Origin of the sequence: Neisseria sp. HMSC065C04 (assembly GCF_001815375.1) — a bacterium.
In the GTDB taxonomy this organism is placed as follows: domain Bacteria; phylum Pseudomonadota; class Gammaproteobacteria; order Burkholderiales; family Neisseriaceae; genus Neisseria; species Neisseria flavescens_D.
The window spans coordinates 41,889-54,958 of record NZ_KV820411.1 but is presented as its reverse complement, the minus strand read 5'-3'; the positions used below and the strand labels follow the sequence as shown (position 1 = coordinate 54,958).

The window sequence follows — 13,070 nt, the reverse complement described above, 5'->3', positions numbered from 1 at the left end:
CAAACCCATTACATTTGGTTTTCAGACGGCCTTTAGCTGCCAACCCTGCTACAATACGCCTTTTATTGTTCACGCCGATTTTGCCATGACCGAGCCGACCTACATCCCCCTGCGCCTGCATACCGAATTCTCGATTACCGACGGTATGGTGCGGATTAAAAAACTGATTGCCAAAGCGCAGGAATACGGTTTGCCTGCTTTGGGCATCAGCGATTTGATGAACGAATTCGGTTTGGTGAAATTCTATAAAGCCTGCCGCGGCGCAGGAATTAAGCCCATCGGCGCGGCAGACGTGTGGATAGGCAATCCGAATGCGCCCGACAAGCCCTTTCGCGCCATGCTGATTATCCGCAACGATGCGGGCTATCTGCGCTTGAGCGAGCTTTTGACGGAGGCTTATGTCGGCAAAGACCGCAATATCCATCATGCGGAACTCAATCCCGAATGGCTGGAAAACGGCGACAACAGCGGCTTGATTTGTTTGAGCGGCGCGCATTACGGCGAAGTGGGCGTGAATCTCTTAAACGGCAATGAAGACGCGGCGCGTGCGGCGGCGTTGAAATATGCGGCATGGTTTCCCGATGCGTTTTATTTAGAGCTGCAACGCCTGCCCGAACGCCCTGAATGGGAGGCTTGCGTTTCCGGCAGCGTGAAGCTGGCGGAGGAACTGGGTTTGCCGGTGGTAGCGACGCATCCGACACAGTTTATGAGCAGCGATGATTTCAACGCGCACGAGGCGCGGGTGTGTATCGCAGGCGGCTGGGTATTGACGGACAAAAAACGTCCGCGCGATTTTACGCCGAGCCAGTTTTTCATTCCACCGGAAACTATGGCCGAACGTTTCGCCGATTTACCCGAAGCCTTGGAAAACACGGTAGAAATTGCCAAACGCTGCAACCTGCACATCACATTGGGCAAAAACTTCCTGCCGCTCTTCCCTACCCCGGACGGCCTGTCGCTGGACGATTATTTGGTGAAGCTGTCCAACGAGGGTTTGCAGGAACGCATGGTTCAGCTTTATCCCGACGAGGCGGAACGGGCGGCGAAAATGCCGGAATATCAGGAACGTTTGGATTTTGAGCTGAACATCATCATCCAGATGAAATTCCCCGGCTATTTCCTTATCGTACAAGACTTTATCAACTGGGCAAAAACGCACGGCTGTCCGGTAGGGCCGGGCCGTGGTTCGGGCGCAGGCTCGCTGGTGGCGTATTCATTAAAGATTACCGACCTCGACCCGCTCAAATACGCGCTACTGTTTGAACGTTTCTTAAACCCTGAACGCGTTTCCATGCCCGACTTTGACGTGGACTTCTGTCAGGCAAACCGCGGCCGCGTGATTGAATATGTGCGCGAGAAATACGGCGCGGAAGCGGTCAGCCAGATTGTTACCTTCGGCACGATGTCGTCCAAAGCGGTCATCCGCGACGTGGGGCGTGTGCTGGAACTGCCGTTTATGCTGTGCGACAAACTGTCCAAGCTGATTCCGTTGGAAGCCAACAAACCTCTGAGTTTGGAAAAAGCCATGGAGGCCGAGCCGCAAATTCAGGAACTGATTGAAGCGGAAGAAGCGGACGAACTGATTACGCTGGCGAAAAAGCTGGAAGACCTGACGCGCGGTTTGGGTATGCACGCAGGCGGCGTGTTGATTGCGCCGGGCAAGATTTCCGATTACAGCCCCGTGTATCAGGCGGACGAATCCGCCTCGCCCGTATCCATGTACGACAAGGGCGACGTGGAAGACGTGGGTTTGGTGAAATTCGACTTTTTAGGTCTGCGCAACCTGACCATTATCGAAATGGCGCAGAACAACATCAAAAACACCACCGGCGATATCGTCGATGTCGGCAAGATTCCGCTTGACGACCAGGCCGCCTACCAAATCTTCCGCGATGCGAACACCACCGCCGTGTTCCAGTTCGAGTCGACCGGCATGAAAAAAATGCTGAAAACGGCGCATACGACCAAGTTTGAAGAACTCATCGCCTTCGTATCACTCTACCGTCCCGGCCCGATGGACAACATCCCTGACTTCGTCGCACGCATGAAGGGCCAGGAATTCCAATACATCCATCCGCTGCTCGAAGGCATCCTCGCGCCGACCTATGGGATTATGGTGTATCAGGAACAAGTGATGCAGGCGGCGCAGATTATCGGCGGCTACTCGCTCGGCGGCGCGGACTTGCTGCGTCGTGCTATGGGTAAGAAAAAGCCCGAAGAAATGGTGAAACACCGCGAAATCTTCGCCGAAGGCGCGGCGAAACAAGGCATTTCGCGCGAAAAATCCGACGAAATCTTTAACTACATGGAAAAATTCGCCGGCTACGGTTTCAACAAATCCCACGCCGCCGCCTACGCCCTGATTTCCTACCAGACCGCATGGCTCAAAGCACATTACCCCGCCGAATTTATGGCGGCAACCATGTCGTCTGAATTGGACAACACCGACCAGCTCAAGCATTTCTACGACGACTGCCGCGCCAACGGCATCGAGTTCCTGCCGCCCGACATCAACGAATCCGACTACCGCTTCACACCGTATCCGAACATGAAAATCCGCTACGCACTCGGTGCGATTAAAGGCACGGGTGAAGCCGCCGTCGAATCCATCATCGCCGCGCGGCAAAGCGGTGGCAAGTTTACCGGCCTGTTGGACTTCTGCGAGCGCGTCGGCAAAGAACACATGAACCGCCGCACCCTCGAAGCTCTAATCCGCGGCGGCGCGTTCGACAGCATCGAACCCAACCGCGCCATGCTCTTGGCAAACATCGACCTTGCCATGAACAACGCCGACCAAAAAGCCGCCAACGCCAATCAGGGCGGGCTCTTCGACATGATGGAAGACGCCATCGAACCGGTGCAGCTCGTCGACGCGCCCATGTGGAGCGAATCGGAAAAACTCGCCGAAGAAAAAACCGTCATCGGCTTCTACTTGTCCGGTCACCCGTTCGGCCCGTATGCCCAAGAAGTCCGCCAAATCGCCCCGACCAAATTAGGCCGTCTGAAACCGCAAGACAGCGTGCGCCTCGCCGGATTCGTGACCGCCGTGCGCACCATGATGGGCAAACGCGGCAAAATCGCCTTCGTCAGCCTCGAAGATTTGAGCGGACAGATTGAAATCATGGTCAGCGGCCACACGCTGGAAAACTGCGCCGACTACCTCAAGTCCGATCAAGTGCTGATTATCGAATCCAAAGTCAGCCGCGACGACTACGGTGGCGGCGACGGGTTGCGCATCATGGCCAACCAAGTCATGACCCTGCAAATGGCGCGCGAACGCTACGCCCGCAGCCTCAGCCTCGCCCTCGCCCCCGGCCACGACATCGCACACCTCGCCGCCATCCTCACCGCCCACCACCTGCCCGACACGTCGCACATCCCACTGCAACTGTCGTACAGCAACGGCAAAGCATCAGGCAAATTGAAAATTGCACCCAAATGGGTGGTAACGCCAAGCACCGCCTTGTTTGACGAACTGGAAACATTGCTCGGCAGCAGGGCAGTTCGTGTGAATTGGTAACACTAAAGGCCGTCCGAAACCATACGTTCAGACGGCCTTTAATTTTAAAAGCGCTTTAAAAACATAAAGCGGATAAAGATTCAGGCTTTCAGACAGCCTTATTGAATAGAGCAATTATCTGAAAAGTTTATTGCAAAGAGCCTTTGACCAATAGGGAAAGATAACCCACAACAAAGGGGAGCGACAATGCCGAAACAATGCCTAAGCACCCAGTAAATAATTGGTTCAGTACAGATTTTGCAGCGGTAAGCTGCAGCAGTTTGAAATACAGGGCAAACCAAGCAACGGGGGGGAAAATACACCCCCTTTTCCTACAGATACCCCATATCAAAGGCCGTCTGAAAAACAGTTTTATTTAACGATTTCAACCGGGCCGTGGTCGTCGCAGTGATCGCCGTGTTGGTGATGCAGACGGCCGTTGACGATATAGTCGACGTGATCGCCGTGCGGTACGGCTTCATGGCCGCAACCTTCGCCGTGAACGTGGCCGTGGCAGGTGTCAACCGGATGGCAGCCGTCAGGGTTGGTTTCATTGACGCTCAGTGCATGCTCGTCGTAGTGGCCGTTGTGCTCATGGTGCAGGTGGCCGTCGTGTAGATAATCGACGTGGCCTTCATGTTTGATGGCAGTGTGGCCGCAGTTTGCGCCGTGAACGTGGTCATGATGTTCGTGGGTTTTACAGGTCATTTTTCTCTCCTAATGTTCAGTGAATAGCAATCTTTCTCGATTGATTATTCCATCTTATCTTTTTTTCATGCAACCGTAAAAAATTTTACAGTTATTAATATATTGTTATGATATATCATCTATTGATATATCAGCCTATTTTGTTTTTCAGACGGCCTTTTATTTATCATTCATTTATTTTCAGCGGGTAATCTAACCCTTTCTGCCTATGCTGAATATCGAATTTTTCAGCCGTAACGGGTAATATTGGAACCAAGGGATGAATCCTTCAAACAAACAGGTACTGTAATGGGAAAACAAGCCAAACTTTATATGGTTCGCAGCACGCAAGGTGCGCTTTATGATGTATTTTTTGAACGCGGTGTGGCGGCATTAGCCTGGCCCATGCTGGCTGAAGCGGCGGCCAAGGGTTTTGGCCGTGAGGAACTGACGGATATTTACCGTTCGGCCGTGCCGGATGTGAAGTTGAGAACGGCGCAATCGGGCGCGGCTCAGATGTGGCGGTTTGTCAACGAATTAGCTGATGGAGATGCCGTACTGACCTACTCGCCTGCTTTGCGCCGTTATCGGGTTGGCAGGATTACGGGCGGCGCGGTACATTGTCCGCAATGGGACGATGAGAAAATGTCGCTGGTGCGGCCGGTTGAGTGGCTGAGCGAAGTATGTCGCGATGATTTGAGTGCGGCTACGCAACGGGCTTTGGGCAGCGTAGCAACTTTGTTTGCGGTATCGGAAGCGTGTGCGGCAGAAATTTTTGAACGCGTGGGTTTTCAGACGGCCTAAGAAGGGAAAGGAAACAGGATTATGTGGAACACCATGCATGAATGGCTGAACGCTTTGCCTGTCAGTGAAGAAATCATCAAATCGGCATTGATGTCGGTATTGATGATTGTGGCCGTCATTGCCGGGCGCAGCATTTTGCTCTCGGCGCATTTTCGCAGCCATCCGGATTTGAGCATTGAAAACAAACGCCGCTCGCTGGTATTCAGCCGCAACGTGACCATGTTGCTGATCCTGCTCGGGCTGGCGATGATTTGGGCGGCGCAGATTCAAACTTTGGCGTTGTCGATGTTTGCGGTAGCCGCAGCGATTGTGGTGGCAACCAAAGAGCTGATTATGTGTTTGTCCGGCAGCATCCTGCGTTCGGTAACCAAACAATATTCCATCGGCGACTACATCGAAATCAACGGCCTGCGTGGACGGGTGGTCGATATCAATATGCTGAACACCCTGATGATGCAAATCGGCCCCAACCCTTTAATCGGCCAGCTTTCCGGCAAAACGCTCTCGTTTCCCAACAGCCTGCTTTTGAGCCATACCGTGCGCCGCGACAATATTTTGGGCAATTATGTGATTCATACGGTGGAAATCCCCGTGCCGATTCATTTGGATTCGGACGAAATCATAGGCCGTCTGAAAGCCGTTCTTGAGCCGTTGTGCGCAGCCTATGTTCCCGTTATCCAACAATATTTGGAAAACGTTCAAGCGCAAAAACTCTTTATTACCCCCGCCGCCCAGCCACGCGTGTCCCGCGTGCCGCATGATGACAAGGTGTACCACATCATCGTACGCTTCGCCTCCCCCGTTTCCAAACGGCTGGAAATACAACAGGCCGTCTTAGACGAATTTTTGCGCACGCAATACCGACTGATCAACCAAACAAAATAGTACGGTTTGTTTATTGATACAATCAAATCCCTTACAATAATGAAGTTCACAATCAACAATAAGGAAAAGTCATGTTGCCCGAATCAGCCCTTGCCGAAATGTATCCCGTCATTATGACCCCCAGCCATGACGGCAAATATTTCCACAACTACACCCTCTCGCTTCTGAACATCGTCCACACCAACGCCTCCCTCGGCCTGCCGCTGCAAGTAATGATGCAGCGCGGCGAAAGCCTGATTACGCGCGCGCGCAACAACTGCGTGGCCACATTCTTAGAAAACAAAGAATGGACGCATTTATTCTGGATTGACTCCGACATCGGCTTCTCTCCCGATTCATTCTATCGTCTGCTTTTGGCCGACAAAGACGTTGTGGCAGGCATTTACCCGCTCAAACGCGACAACTGGCCTGAAGAAGGTGTTCCAGCCGGCACGACCCAAGCCGACTTCGAGCGCATGTACACTTCTTATACCGTCAACACCAGCGAAAAAAATGAAAACGGTGAAATAGTATTGAAAGTCGATGAAGACGGTTTTATGAAAGTTCATGATGCGCCAACCGGCTTCATGGTTATCAAGCGCAGCGTATTTGAAAAAATGATGGCAGCCTACCCCGAGTTGAACTACATCTCCGACAGCGACTACAACAGAGAAGACAAAGGCCTGCACTACCGCTTCTTCGACTGCATGGTCGATCCTGAAAGCAAACGCTATCTGTCCGAAGACTACACCTTCTGCCACCTCTGGCGTCAAATCGGCGGCGACGTATACGTCGACGTACAATCCAACCTGACCCACCAAGGCGCAAAAGTGTATCGCGGCTCGTTTGCCGAATCCCTGCAAACCAATGTTGCCAATGCAGTATTTGCCCCGAAAGGCACACCGATGCGCCTCGAGCTAGCCGCACCATTGCACCCCAATCCGCGCGGCGCAGAATAAGATTGGCTGATAGATAGGCGGGACACTTTAATTCTGCCTGTCTGCCACCATATAACGCCTATCGTTTTCTTTTCAGACGGCCACAAGGCCGTCTGAATCCATCTTATTCAGGAGAAACCATATGAGCGACAACGTCCTGCTCCACTTGGGCGAAGAACCCCGTTTCGACCAAATCAAAACCGAAGACATCAAACCCGCCCTGCAAACCGCCATTGCCGAAGCGCGCGAACAAATCGCCGCCATCAAAGCGCAAACGCACACCGACTGGGCAAACACTGTCGAAAAACTGACCGACATTACCGAACGCGTCGGCCGCATTTGGAGCGTGGTTTCCCATCTCAACTCCGTGGTCGACACGCCCGAGCTGCGTGCCGTATACAACGAATTGATGCCCGAAATCACCATCTTCTTCACCGAAATCGGTCAAGACATCGAGTTGTACAACCGCTTCAAAATCATCAAAAATTCTGCCGAATTCGACACCCTCTCCCCGGCGCAGCAAACCAAGCTCAACCACGACTTGCGTGACTTCGTCCTCAGCGGTGCCGAATTGCCGCCCGAACAGCAGGCAGAACTGGCGCAACTGCAAACCGAAGGCGCGCAACTGGGTGCCAAATTCGCACAAAACATCCAAGACGCAACCGACGCTTTCGGCATTTACTTTGACGATGCCGCGCCGCTTGCCGGCATTCCCGAAGACTCCATCGCCATGTTTGCCGCCGCCGCGCAAAGCGAAGGCAAAACAGGCTACAAAATCGGCCTGCAAATTCCGCACTACCTCGCCGTCATCCAATACGCCGACAACCGCGAACTGCGCGAACAAATCTACCGCGCCTACGTTACCCGCGCCAGCGAATTGTCCGACGACGGCAAATTCGACAATACGGCCAACATCGACCGTACCCTCGAAAACGCATTGAAAACCGCCAAACTGCTCGGCTTCAAAAACTACGCCGAGCTGTCGCTGGCAACCAAAATGGCGGATACGCCCGAACAGGTTTTAAACTTCCTGCACGACCTTGCCCGCCGCGCCAAACCGTTTGCCGAAAAAGACTTTGCCGAAATCAAGGCCTTTGCGCGCGAAAACCTGAATATCGAAGACCCGCAATCGTGGGATTTGAGCTACGCCGCCGAAAAACTGCGCCAAGCCAAATACGCCTTCAGCGAAGCCGAAGTGAAAAAATACTTCCCTATCAGCAAAGTATTGGCAGGCCTGTTTGCCCAAATCAAAAAACTGTACGGCATCGAGCTGGCTGAAAAAACCGTCCCCGTTTGGCACAAAGACGTGCGCTATTTCGAGCTGAAACAAGACGGCCAAACCATCGGCGGCGTTTACATGGACTTGTACGCACGCGAAGGTAAACGCGGCGGCGCATGGATGGACGGCTACAAAAGCCGCCGCCGTTTCGCCGACGGGACGCTGCAACTGCCGACCGCCTACCTCGTCTGCAACTTCACCCCGCCTGTAGGCGACAAAGAAGCACGTTTGAGCCACGACGAAATCATCACCCTCTTCCACGAAACCGGCCACGGCCTGCACCACTTGTTGACCCAAGTTGACGAAGTGGGCGTATCCGGCATCAACGGCGTCGAATGGGACGCAGTCGAGCTGCCCAGCCAATTCATGGAAAACTTTGTTTGGGAATATGACGTATTGGCGCAAATGTCCTCGCACGAAGAAACCGGCGCGGTATTGCCGAAAGAGCTGTTCGACAAAATGCACGCGGCTAAAAACTTCCAACGCGGTATGTTCCTCGTCCGCCAAATGGAATTTGCCATCTTCGACATGGAAATCTACCATCAGGAAGATGAAGGCCGTCTGAAAGAATGGCCGCAAATCTTGGACAAAGTGCGTCAAGAAGTCGCCGTAACCCAACCGCCGGCATACAACCGTTTTGCCTTGAGCTTCAGCCACATCTTCGCCGGCGGCTACTCCGCAGGCTATTACAGCTACGCATGGGCGGAAGTTTTGAGTGCAGACGCTTACGCCGCTTTTGAAGAAAGCGACGACGTTGCCGAAACCGGCCGCCGCTTCTGGAAAGAAATACTGGCCGTCGGCGGTTCGCGCAGTGCAGCCGAATCCTTCAAAGCCTTCCGCGGCCGCGAACCAAGCCTGGATGCCCTGCTCCGCCACAGCGGTTTCGACAACGCAGCTTAGCCCCAAGATTAACGTAATGAAAAGGTCGTCTGAAAATTTTTCAGACGGCCTTTATCGAAACCAATAGATATTGTTTTGTTAACATTGATGGGGAGATGTCAGAAATGACAAAATACACAGCACCTAAGTTTTATAAAGAGGCTTTTAATTGCCCGCATTGCGGGGCATTTGCGCATATGCAATGGCAAAGTAAAGAACCAGGTGTTTATTATCAAGCTATTTGTGATCATTGCAAAAAAGATAGCTTTTGGCGAGTAACTCAAATAAATGGTAGTGCTTTAAACAATGGTTTTATGGTTAACATTGGCACAATGCTCTACCCTGATTTCGGCTCAGCCCCACTTCCAGCCGAAGATATGCCCGAGGATGTGAAAAAAGATTACGGAGAAGCCGCCCAAATTTTTATCAAATCGCCCCGAGGTGCAGCGGCATTACTGCGTTTAGGCTTGCAAAAATTATGTATTCATTTGGGAGAAGAAGGAAAAAACATCAATACCGACATCAGGTCGCTGGTTGAAAAAGGTGTATTCTCAGGACAGGTTGTCAAAGTTGCCGATACTTTGCGGATTACCGGAAATAATGCCGTCCATCCCGGTCAAATTTCAGATGAAGATTTTGATAGGGCTGCCGGGAAAATGTTCGACCTAATCAATTTCATTGTGAAGAAAGCGATTACCGAACCGAAAGAACTAGACGAGCTTTATCAGCTGATGCCCGAAAATGCAAGAAACGCCGCAGAAGCTCAAGATAAAAAGAACTCCAAACCTTGAACATAACCTTATTCTATCAAGGAGTAGTTAAGGGATAGTTTTTTTATTTCTAAAGGCAGACAAGCCACCCATAAAAACAGGGCATGTTCCCATGCCCTATCATTTGAATTTCAGACGGCCTTTCGGTTGTCAAAATTTATTAGGAATAATAAGCAAGCCCTATCCCTAACAAAATTCTCAAGAAAAACAGAAGTCCAGATTTCAAACTCCTATCTCCCCCTCCCATCGCTAAAATTAGTTTTTGCCTTTTTTATCGCCGGCTGCCAAACGCATCTTGATAAATTCCATCATCAAATCTTTTTTCGTCCAGAAAAAGGTTTTCATTTTTTCCAAAGAATAGATTTTCCGAATCATCGCCGGCAATCCTGCGTGAACGATGGCCGCGACTTCGCCATTGGTTGTTTCATTGTCCATGGCGGCTTTAAGGTTTAGATTGCGCGTATTCAGGTAGTCGCAAAGCGCTTTCCTGACGCTGTTGCTGATTTCAAATTGTTTCATGTTTTCCGTCCATAATGCTTTTATAGTTAAATAGCATAGAATTCTAGCAAGTTTTTTGCATTATGCATATCTCAATGTGCATATTATTGCGGAATTTACAATTTGGCTTTTGGGTAAAATCATGCCTGCAACACATTGTTGCGGCGCACCCTGTCGGATTGTTTTGACTATTTTGTTTCGGCTTGGGCCGCATTGCGGATAAAATAACGGTTTTAGGTGTTGAGGCCGTCTGAAATGTATTTGTGGTTTAAGCTGTTGCACATATTTTTTGTGATTTCTTGGTTTGCAGGACTGTTTTATCTGCCGCGGATTTATGTGAATCTGGCGCAATTAGAGCCCGGCAGCGCGGAATATGTACGGCTGACGGATATGTCGCGGCGGCTGTACCGCTTTATGTCGCCTTTGGGCTGGGGAACACTGATATTCGGCGCGGCCATCGGCTTTGTCAACAATTGGTGGGGCAACGGCTGGCTGGCGGTTAAATTATTGTGCGGCCTGCTGCTCTTGGCCTACCAGCTTTATTGCGGCCTGTTGCTGCGCCGTTTTCAAAACGGCAGCAATGTGTATTCGCACCGCTGGTATCGGGTATTCAACGAACTCCCTGTATTGATGATGGTGGCCGCGCTTTATATGGTGGTTTTCAAGCCGTTTTAATCTTCAGACGGCCTGTTTGGTAAATAAGGAAAGAATTCATGACGGTCGAAATCGAACGCCGCTTTTTGCTGGCGGATGACAGTTGGCGCGAAGCGGCAAGCGAGCCGCTGGTGTTGCAACAGGGCTATTTGAGCGTGGAAAAAGAGCGTACCATCCGTGTGCGGATTATCGGTTCGCAAGCCTGGCTGACCCTGAAAGGCTATATTTCCGACATGACGCGCAGCGAATTTGAATACGAAATTCCGTTGGCTCACGCGCAGGCGATGATGGCGGATATGTGCCCGTTTAAAATGGAAAAATACCGCTATCGGGTTGAATTTGAAGGCTTTGTGTATGAAATCGACGAATATTTCGGCGACAATGCGCCCTTGATTGTGGCGGAAATCGAATTGCCGTCTGAAGATACCGAGTTTCCCAAACCGTCTTGGTTGGGCAAGGAAATCACGTCAGACGGAAAATTCACCAATGCGTATTTGAGCAAACATCCGTATTCGTCTTGGACGGAATAACGGGTACAACCCACATACAAAAAAGGCATGTATCAAACATGCCTTTTTTCTTTTCAGACGGCTGCTTACCGATATTTGCATCGAGCTGCTTTCGACATACCGTTTCAGATATCGGGCAAGCCCGTGTGTTTTAGCCGTTGAACCTTATGCCGGACGGCAGGCCACCATGTAGTTGACTTCGGTCGAATCGCATAAGGAATAACGGCCGCTCAACAAATTGTAGGTCATGCCCTTGCTGCCGACGGTATCCAATCCGGCTTGGCGGCACATGCGCGCGAGTTCTGCCGGCGTGATGAATTTTTTCCAATCGTGCGTGCCTTTGGGAACGAATTTCAACAGATATTCCGCACCGACAATCAGATGCAGATAAGATTTGGGATTGCGGTTGATGGTGGAGAAAAACACCATGCCGTCTGGTTTGACCAGTTTCGCGCAGGCTTGAACGATGGCGGCCGGATCGGGAACGTGTTCCATCATTTCCATACACGTTACCACATCGAAGCTGTGCGGCTGCTCGGAGGCGAGGTCTTCGACGCGGATGCAGCGGTAATCGATATTGGCAACGTGTTGAGCGGCCGCATGGGCAGCGGCAGTTTGCAGGGATTTTTCCGCCATATCGATGCCGGTAACGTGTTCTGCGCCGCGTTTGGCCATGCTCTCCGACAAAATACCGCCGCCGCAGCCTACATCCAGCACGCGTTTGCCTGCCAATCCGGCATAGCTGTCGATATAGTCGAGGCGCAAGGGGTTGATGTCATGCAGGGGCTTGAATTCGCCGTTTTTATCCCACCATTTATCGGCGATTTGGCTGAACTTGGCGATTTCGCCGGCATCTACGTTGTCGTGTTGATTGCTCATGGTTTGCTCCTGCATAAAATCATTCGCCTGATTTTAGCCGATTGTGCTTCAAAATAAAATGTTTCAGACGGCCTTTGCCTGTTTATCGGCCCTATTTCAACTTTCATCCGCCTGCCCATAAAAAACGCACCTTGTGACAAGGTGCGTTTCAATCGGCATGATTTAGAATTTAGCGCCGGATTCGTTGGCCATGTAGTCAACTGCGGCTTTCACTTCATCGTCGCTCAAGCTGCTGTTGCCGCCTTTGGCAGGCATGGAATTAAAGCCTTCGAGGGCGTGTTTGTGCAAGGTGTCTTTGCCTTGTTTAATGCGAGGCGCCCAGTCTTCTTTTTTGCCTACGGCAGGAGCGCCGGGAATCAAGCCGCCGTGGCATGCTTTACAGTTCGCTTCAAAAACGGCTTTACCGTCCACTTTGGCGGATTCGGCAGGCTTGGCTTCAGCGGCAGGCGCTTCGGCTTTCTCTTCAGGCTTGGCGGCTTCTTCAGGCTTGGCGGCTTCTTCAGGTTTCGCGGCTTCCTCCGCTTTGCTGGCGGCGGCTTCAACCTTAGCGGCTGCTTCTTGAGCGGCAGATGCAGTCGCATCGGCAGCAGAAGCGGCTTCGGTTTTCACTTCAGATGCAACGGCTTGAGCAGTCTCTTGTGTCTCCTGTTTAGCCTCTTGGGAACAAGCTGTCAAACCAGCCATCATCATTACGGCAATCAGTAATTTGTTCATGTTCTGTCTTTCCTTAATTTTATTTAAATCACTGTTTTATATAAACAGCTCAAAAATTCTAACACAGAAACTAATACTTTCGACCTACACTATAAT

The 13,070-nt window shown here is 51.4% G+C and carries 12 protein-coding genes; 8 read left to right on the top strand and 4 right to left on the bottom strand.

The window, feature by feature from the left end; all coding sequences use genetic code 11:
* Positions 1–85 precede the first annotated feature (85 nt).
* On the top strand, positions 86–3,520 hold the full coding sequence (dnaE, locus tag HMPREF3022_RS05345) for a DNA polymerase III subunit alpha (RefSeq protein ID WP_049333588.1): 3,435 nt from the start codon (positions 86–88) through the stop codon (positions 3,518–3,520).
* Positions 3,521–3,871: 351 nt separating this feature from the next.
* Here the strand turns inward: dnaE and HMPREF3022_RS05340 are convergent, their stop codons facing one another.
* Positions 3,872–4,207, bottom strand: coding sequence for a hypothetical protein (locus HMPREF3022_RS05340; protein WP_003684489.1), 336 nt, complete (start codon positions 4,205–4,207; stop codon positions 3,872–3,874).
* Positions 4,208–4,495: 288 nt separating this feature from the next.
* Between HMPREF3022_RS05340 and HMPREF3022_RS05335 the strand changes: the two genes are divergently transcribed.
* The 5 genes from HMPREF3022_RS05335 (at position 4,496) to HMPREF3022_RS05315 (ending at position 9,741) form a co-directional block, all read left to right on the top strand.
* A complete protein-coding gene (locus HMPREF3022_RS05335; RefSeq protein WP_049333590.1) occupies positions 4,496–4,990 on the top strand; it encodes a restriction endonuclease in 495 nt (164 codons plus the stop codon).
* Between the two features lie 21 nt (positions 4,991–5,011).
* Positions 5,012–5,875, top strand: coding sequence for a mechanosensitive ion channel family protein (locus HMPREF3022_RS05330; RefSeq protein ID WP_004520900.1), 864 nt, complete (start codon positions 5,012–5,014; stop codon positions 5,873–5,875).
* A 71-nt stretch (positions 5,876–5,946) separates the two neighbouring features.
* Positions 5,947–6,813: a hypothetical protein gene (locus HMPREF3022_RS05325; RefSeq protein WP_049333592.1), complete on the top strand. Its 867-nt coding sequence runs from the start codon at positions 5,947–5,949 to the stop codon at positions 6,811–6,813.
* A gap of 121 nt (positions 6,814–6,934) precedes the next feature.
* Positions 6,935–8,971 (top strand): M3 family metallopeptidase, encoded by a 2,037-nt coding sequence (locus HMPREF3022_RS05320; protein WP_070765234.1) that lies wholly within the window; start codon positions 6,935–6,937, stop codon positions 8,969–8,971.
* A gap of 104 nt (positions 8,972–9,075) precedes the next feature.
* A complete protein-coding gene (locus HMPREF3022_RS05315) occupies positions 9,076–9,741 on the top strand; it encodes a DUF4145 domain-containing protein (protein ID WP_070765269.1) in 666 nt (221 codons plus the stop codon).
* A 234-nt stretch (positions 9,742–9,975) separates the two neighbouring features.
* Here HMPREF3022_RS05315 and HMPREF3022_RS05310 read toward each other — a convergent pair whose 3' ends face one another.
* A complete protein-coding gene (locus HMPREF3022_RS05310) occupies positions 9,976–10,239 on the bottom strand; it encodes a hypothetical protein (RefSeq protein WP_070765233.1) in 264 nt (87 codons plus the stop codon).
* A gap of 234 nt (positions 10,240–10,473) precedes the next feature.
* Between HMPREF3022_RS05310 and HMPREF3022_RS05305 the strand changes: the two genes are divergently transcribed.
* Together HMPREF3022_RS05305 and HMPREF3022_RS05300 are read left to right on the top strand one after the other, a co-directional pair.
* Positions 10,474–10,893 carry a CopD family protein gene (locus HMPREF3022_RS05305; protein ID WP_036492713.1) on the top strand — a complete coding sequence of 140 codons (420 nt, stop codon included), beginning with the start codon at positions 10,474–10,476 and terminating at the stop codon, positions 10,891–10,893.
* 38 nt (positions 10,894–10,931) lie between these two features.
* Complete coding sequence (locus HMPREF3022_RS05300; RefSeq protein ID WP_070765232.1) at positions 10,932–11,402, top strand: CYTH domain-containing protein; 471 nt, start codon at positions 10,932–10,934, stop codon at positions 11,400–11,402.
* 144 nt (positions 11,403–11,546) lie between these two features.
* Here the strand turns inward: HMPREF3022_RS05300 and ubiG are convergent, their stop codons facing one another.
* Both ubiG and HMPREF3022_RS05290 read right to left on the bottom strand, forming a co-directional pair.
* Positions 11,547–12,260: a bifunctional 2-polyprenyl-6-hydroxyphenol methylase/3-demethylubiquinol 3-O-methyltransferase UbiG gene (gene ubiG, locus HMPREF3022_RS05295; RefSeq protein WP_210399656.1), complete on the bottom strand. Its 714-nt coding sequence runs from the start codon at positions 12,258–12,260 to the stop codon at positions 11,547–11,549.
* A gap of 162 nt (positions 12,261–12,422) precedes the next feature.
* Positions 12,423–12,974: a c-type cytochrome gene (locus tag HMPREF3022_RS05290; protein WP_070765230.1), complete on the bottom strand. Its 552-nt coding sequence runs from the start codon at positions 12,972–12,974 to the stop codon at positions 12,423–12,425.
* Positions 12,975–13,070: the final 96 nt, after the last annotated feature.

Excerpts from the sequence above, each read along its gene's own strand:
- HMPREF3022_RS05335 (WP_049333590.1), top strand. The coding sequence starts at position 4,496 with ATGGGAAAACAAGCCAAACTTTATATGGTTCGCAGCACGCAAGGTGCG.
- dnaE (WP_049333588.1), top strand. The coding sequence starts at position 86 with ATGACCGAGCCGACCTACATCCCCCTGCGCCTGCATACCGAATTCTCG.
- HMPREF3022_RS05325 (WP_049333592.1), top strand. The coding sequence starts at position 5,947 with ATGTTGCCCGAATCAGCCCTTGCCGAAATGTATCCCGTCATTATGACC.
- HMPREF3022_RS05305 (WP_036492713.1), top strand. The coding sequence starts at position 10,474 with ATGTATTTGTGGTTTAAGCTGTTGCACATATTTTTTGTGATTTCTTGG.
- ubiG (WP_210399656.1), bottom strand. The coding sequence starts at position 12,260 with ATGAGCAATCAACACGACAACGTAGATGCCGGCGAAATCGCCAAGTTC.
- HMPREF3022_RS05320 (WP_070765234.1), top strand. The coding sequence starts at position 6,935 with ATGAGCGACAACGTCCTGCTCCACTTGGGCGAAGAACCCCGTTTCGAC.
- HMPREF3022_RS05290 (WP_070765230.1), bottom strand. The coding sequence starts at position 12,974 with ATGAACAAATTACTGATTGCCGTAATGATGATGGCTGGTTTGACAGCT.
- HMPREF3022_RS05330 (WP_004520900.1), top strand. The coding sequence starts at position 5,012 with ATGTGGAACACCATGCATGAATGGCTGAACGCTTTGCCTGTCAGTGAA.
- HMPREF3022_RS05310 (WP_070765233.1), bottom strand. The coding sequence starts at position 10,239 with ATGAAACAATTTGAAATCAGCAACAGCGTCAGGAAAGCGCTTTGCGAC.
- HMPREF3022_RS05315 (WP_070765269.1), top strand. The coding sequence starts at position 9,076 with ATGACAAAATACACAGCACCTAAGTTTTATAAAGAGGCTTTTAATTGC.
- HMPREF3022_RS05300 (WP_070765232.1), top strand. The coding sequence starts at position 10,932 with ATGACGGTCGAAATCGAACGCCGCTTTTTGCTGGCGGATGACAGTTGG.
- HMPREF3022_RS05340 (WP_003684489.1), bottom strand. The coding sequence starts at position 4,207 with ATGACCTGTAAAACCCACGAACATCATGACCACGTTCACGGCGCAAAC.